The organism is Paracoccus sp. NFXS7 (assembly GCF_040148865.1).
Taxonomy (GTDB): domain Bacteria; phylum Pseudomonadota; class Alphaproteobacteria; order Rhodobacterales; family Rhodobacteraceae; genus Paracoccus; species Paracoccus marcusii.
Genome location: NZ_JAKEKV010000027.1, coordinates 1 through 5,868 on the forward strand (window position 1 = coordinate 1; position 5,868 = coordinate 5,868).

General features: G+C 51.3%; 2 protein-coding genes. One reads left to right on the plus strand and one right to left on the minus strand.

The annotated features are described in order from the left end of the window. Positions 1–1,048: 1,048 nt before the first annotated feature. Positions 1,049–4,189, minus strand: coding sequence for a calcium-binding protein (locus LZ686_RS18675; RefSeq protein ID WP_349548757.1), 3,141 nt, complete (start codon positions 4,187–4,189; stop codon positions 1,049–1,051). Positions 4,190–4,595: 406 nt separating this feature from the next. Between LZ686_RS18675 and LZ686_RS18680 the strand changes: the two genes are divergently transcribed. Beyond that, the coding region (locus LZ686_RS18680; protein ID WP_349548759.1) for a type I secretion system permease/ATPase at positions 4,596–5,868 on the plus strand (1,273 nt) is incomplete at its 3' end.

Consider the following 5,868-nt stretch of genomic DNA (forward strand, 5'->3'; position numbering starts at 1 on the left):
TGGGGAAGAAGGGCTGGAGCCGCGCCATCTGCGCGTCGGTCAGCCAGAAAAGGTTGCTCATCGATCAGGTCTCCTTGAGGAGCCTGAATCATGCCGAACGCGCAGGATCAATGGGTCCTGACCCTACGTAGAGCTCAACCTTTTTTAGATGCGTCGCTACTATCGGCTCTAGCCGAGAGTAATTGACTGGCGCACCCTCCGGGCTCCGTCCTGGCAGGCCTTCTGGACGTGGACGTCAGTGTCAATGCACTGATTGAGGCTATCTGTGGTCCTGGATCTGCCAACATCATGAATAACAATAGTTGGGATTTGATTTTGCACCATGCCTGGACAGACTCCCCACGGCGATGCGATATTTATATCTGAGCGGATGGCACGTTCTGTTCTCCGGGCGCCACCTTACCACATTCTGTCTGATCCAAGTGTTCGGAAAGAAAGTGAAGGGATTGCATACAACTGTCGATCTGCTTTTTGACGAGTTTGCGTTCGCCGCGGTCCAACACCGTCACGCAGCTATACGCATGCTCAGCCTTATCTCGCAATATGATCAATGACTTAACGAGTTCATCCAACGTCTTCGTATGTGCCATAGTTGCTCCGTCTTTCAAGATAATTTCGGTTTGCACAGGCGCTACGCCCGTCTGAAACCAGATCAAAACCGGAACCATAAACAATCGTAGGGTGCATAGCTTTTACCTGCTTATCGTTTGAAATTCGTTAACGGGTGGCGGAAATTCGCCGGAAAATTGTAGTTTTTCATCTATTCACTTGGCGATGCATAAATACAACACAACAATAACAGATTACTCAGATCCCCATGTACATCCGTTCACGCGATCAAGAATTGCCCAAGCCAGAAAACAGCCCAAGGGACTGTGTCCCCGGCGAATGTCCATCACCTAGTATCCTTGGGTAAAAAGCTGCGGATCGTGAGCCTTATTGATACTTATTCCAGCTACTGCCGGCTACGGGTGTGCGGTTCCAGTATCGTATTTATTGATTTTTTCAATGCGTATGCCATCTAACAAATCCGCCGGGCTGTCGAGGTTTAAAAAATAAGATCTATATTATCGGAGTTAGTAACTCCCGGAAGAAAAATAACGAAATCAGCATTTCGATCACCGTTGACGTCAGCGCAAACATATGTGCCGCTATCCTCGCTTAAGAACCACAGGGCGTTTGCTTCTGGTCGCTGACAGATTTTTAGCGACTGAAAACTTGGTCTGTTGATATTTGAGTCAATTGTGGATAGATCAATAATATCGACACCGGTTCTGAAGTCGTATACCTTATCACACGCCCCTGGCTTGCTATCGCCGAGCTTAAACTGAAAGATATCTCTTCCAGGGCCGCCATATAGATGATCGATTCCCGCTCCGCCGCTCAGACGATCATTGCCCAAACCTCCGCGGAGAGTGTCATTGCCACCCTCCCCGTATAGACGATCATTGCCGTGTTGTCCGTGGATTAAGTCGTTGCCAATGCCCCCATATGATTGATCATCACCGTACCCAGAAAATAGCACGTCGTTACCAAAGCCCCCGAATAGGTTGTCGTTACCCGCCGCACCAGCCAATGTATCGCTACCTAGCCCACCATAAAGTTGGTCGTTCCCCCATCCTCCGTGGACATAGTCGTTTCCTTGGTTGCCGCTAAGCCGGTCGGATCCATATCCACCAAAGATTCTATCGGAGCCGTAACCACCGTGGACAATATCTGAGTCGATGCCGCCAAAAATCGTATCTTGGCCCGATCCGCCTAAGATGCGATCGCTTCCAGCATCTCCATTTATAAAATCGTTACCATCTCCTCCATTAATTTCATCATTTTCTGCTCCACCATATAGGCGGTCAAATCCTGTACCGCCGTATATGACGTCGTCTCCCAGGCCACCAAAAACTATGTCATGCCCGTGATTTCCACTTAGCTCATCATCGCCAGCAGAACCGTAAATTTTATCATTTCCAGACATTCCGTAAATTTTATCTGAATGCGCCGTGTCCCATAACTGATCAGCCAATGCACTCCCATAAACTACCTTTCCTTCGTCCAAAGGAGCTACGTTTGGGTCCTCATCAAGGTCTGAACCAATCCCGCCTACCGAATCAATAATTTTTGATAAATTTTCAAAATAAAAGTTTGTGGCAAACCTAGCCTCATAAGTAAGTTTTATTGCCTCAGAAATCTGAAAGTCTGAGAAACCTTTGAGATACCTGTTAGACAAAGAATAACGTTCGGATTGCTGTAAAAAGTCTATGTTATATAGGTATAGGTCAAACATTATGTTAGACGCGCCTGCGATCTTCACTTCTCCTCCGCCGGGCATGGAGATATACAGATCTGCACCATCTATCCGAGTTGCGTTTTGAAGCTGTACCTTACTTTTAAATGCACCTCCAAACGATATTAGATCGCCAGACGCAAAGTCCAAAATATCTACATTTGCGTCTGGCATTACTATAAAGAGATCATTCCCTGCTCCGCCGACAGCAGTAGACTGAAGTCGGCCTTCGGCGGACGAAAATAAAAGCATATCGCTACCACGGCCACCCCTAACATTATCAATTCCGCCGTCTGATAAAATTAAGTCGCCGTGATCGCCGGCCAGAAGGATATCATTACCCTTTCCTCCGGCAATAACGTTTTTGCCGCCACTTCCGAATATTCTGTCATTACCAACATGGCCGTAAAGCACGTCATTTCCGTTTGCTCCCTGGAATGCGTCATTAACCATTCCTGTTCGTGGGTCGGTTACGTTGTGAGCGCCCTCTATAAAAAGATCTCGCTTACTATCTGAAATTACAACTACGACAATTTCGTTGGGCGCTAGCTCGCTGTCAAACGTGCCACCTGGTCCTGAAACGACTTTCATGTCGCCACGAGCATCAGCTATCTGTCCAGGTAAGGGAGTTTTGGACATAGACTCGTCGTACCAGGTACTATAAGGCGAATCTGCGGGAATAATGTGATACGTGGATACATGATAGTTGCTGGATATGCTGCTTAGATAAATTGATGTATCTTCATCTGTTTGATTGTAGAAGAATACTACTTTCTGATTTTTTTCTGAAAATCCGTTAGTCTGAATATCACCCGATTGCTCCACCCAGTCGGAAACTTCCGTGTTTTTTACAGAGCTTTTACCTATTAAATTTCTTTCAGCAATATCATAAAGCTGACCCATCGGGGTCGCAATTGTTACTATCGCTCCGCCATCGCTTTCGGACGGTGAAAATTTCGTGTCGTAGAATTTGTTCGATAGCCAATCATATGAAATTCCCCAATGATCGATCGCATCGACACCCGCCTTGATCAGTTTTGAGAACGCATTGATCCATGCTGCAGCCTGTTGCGTTCCAACAGCTGTGTTTTCACCGATATTAAATTCTGATATAATAAGTTGAATGTCATCTGAAAAGCCGGTGGCTTCCTGAAAAACTCGCATTGGATTTATGGCCCAATTGATCTTGGTAGTTAGATCGTTAGCGTCTGGATAACTGTGCTGAAATATTGCACTTACTAATGCGCGGTTTTCAGTCGTTATCTCGTTGATAATTTCTTGTGAATGGCGGGGACCTACTGCGGTCCAGGTTCCGTCGGCATTTTGCTCCGCCTTCCATTGAACGCCAGCTTGTATTCCTATTCCTGGGCGATCATCTGCAGGACGGTCCCCCCATACCTCATTTATCATTCCATTTATTGCGGAAATCTCTGCGTTTGCTATTCTTCCATACTCGTCAGGCTGTAAAGATCCCCATTCTTTACTACCCCAATATTCATTACCGATTTCGAAATTAGTTATCTTAACGCTCGGGTATTCGGAAATTGCCTTAGATAGCTCTGCAAGATATGCATTGAAACCTCGTGTATCGAAGTGTCCTTCAACTTTATCGTAAAATTGAAATGTCGGCGTTACAATCGATACCGATTTTCCGTTTTTTTCAGCAAAATCAAGCATTTCTCGAATAGTTAACGTATATTTCTCGTCCTTCGGATCCATTGGTTTCCCAAACATACGGTGAATGCCACCATTTTCCCATGTTTGAGCCTCCGTGACGCCCCCACCTGGAAATCGAATATTTGAAAAATCGATCTCCTCAAGCGTTTCATGGTAGGCGTCGCCATCAGTGAGACTATCGCGAGTGAGAACTACGTTTCCACCAAAGTGGCTATGTCTGATCTGCGCCATTTTAACCCTCTGTTCATTTCCTTTAACAAAGGGTTTTTTTATGCAGGATCAATTCCTAAATAATTAAAATTCTCTCCATGGGTCATTTACCCGATACTTTTCAAGAAAAAATTTCCAAAAAATTTCCTCATGCACATAATAATTCCAATTTAAACGATATTATTGGAACAATGCAAAAGGCAGCGACACCAAAAAAGTTGCGAATATATAATAGTATTAATTTTCAAGAAAGAGAATTTAGTGGGGCTGTAGACTGTCTATGGAATAAGAAATTTTCTTAAAAAAGGAATCCTTAACCTTTCGATGCGAGGGTCGCGGCAGGCCGGCGTAGGCCTGCGTGGTGATATGGTCGCCGCGGTAACGAGGCAAGCCCCGCCATCGGCGCGGCATTTTCGGGGCAAGACGTATGGCCAAGGCTGCGAACCTGACGGACGGGGCCCGAGAACTGCGCCAGGCGCGCGCCACGGGGTGGCCGCTGTTCCTGTCGGTGGGGGTCTTCTCGGCTGTCGTGAACCTGCTGATGCTGACCGGGCCGCTGTTCATGCTGCAGGTCTATGACCGCGTGCTGGCCTCGCGCAGCGTCGAGACGCTGACCGCCCTGTTCGTGCTGGTGATCTTCCTCTTCGTGCTGATGGGTGCCATCGACATCATCCGCAACCGCGTGATGCAGCGGATCGCCGCCCGGTTCCAGGACCGGATGGAGGGTCGCGTCTTCGACGCCGCCCTGCGCGAGGGCGCATTGCGCGGCGACGAATCGGCCGCCACGGCGGGCGGAATGCGCGACCTGGATTCCGTCCAGCGGCTGATCGGGTCACCGGTCATGCTGGCTTTCTTCGACCTGCCCTGGGCACCGCTGTTTCTGGCGGCGGTCTTCATGTTCCACCCGGTCCTGGGCATCGTCGCGACCGTCGGCGGCGGGATCCTGGTCGGCACCACGATCCTGAACCGCGTCCTGACCCGCGCGCCGCTGCAGGGTTCGGCCCAGGCCGGCGCGCAGGCGCAGCGCATGGCGGACCTCTATCGCGACGAGGGCGAGGTGATCGGCGCCCTGGGCATGCGCGGCGCCACCTTCGCCCGCTGGCGCCTGGCCCGGTCTGAATCACAGGACAATGCGGTTCGCGCCGGAGACCTGTCGGCAGGGTTCAGCGTCTTTTCGCGGACCTTCCGGCTGTTTCTTCAAAGCGCGATGCTGGCGGCGGGGGCCTGGCTGGTGCTGCGCCAGGAACTGACGCCCGGCGCGATGATCGCCAGCTCCATCGTGATGGGCCGCGCGCTGGCCCCGGTGGACCAGCTGGTCGGCGGCTGGCCGTCGGTCCAGGCCGCGCAGGACGGTTGGGGCCGCCTGGCGGGCCTGCTGTCGCGCCAGCCGGCCGATCCGGTCCGCACCCCCCTTCCCCGCCCCGAGGCCCGGCTGGAGGTGCGCAACCTCTCGGTCGCCCCGCCGGGAGAGGGGCAGGCCACCCTGCGCGGCGTCAGCTTCGGCGTGGCGCCGGGCACCGCCCTGGGGGTCATCGGCCCGTCAGGCGCGGGCAAGTCGACGCTGGCGCGGGCACTGATCGGCGCGTGGCGCGTGGGCGGCGGCAGCATCCGTCTGGGCGGCGCGACGCTGGACCAGTACCACCCCGACGTGCTGGGCGGCCTGATCGGCTATCTGCCCCAGCAGGTGACGCTGTTCGACG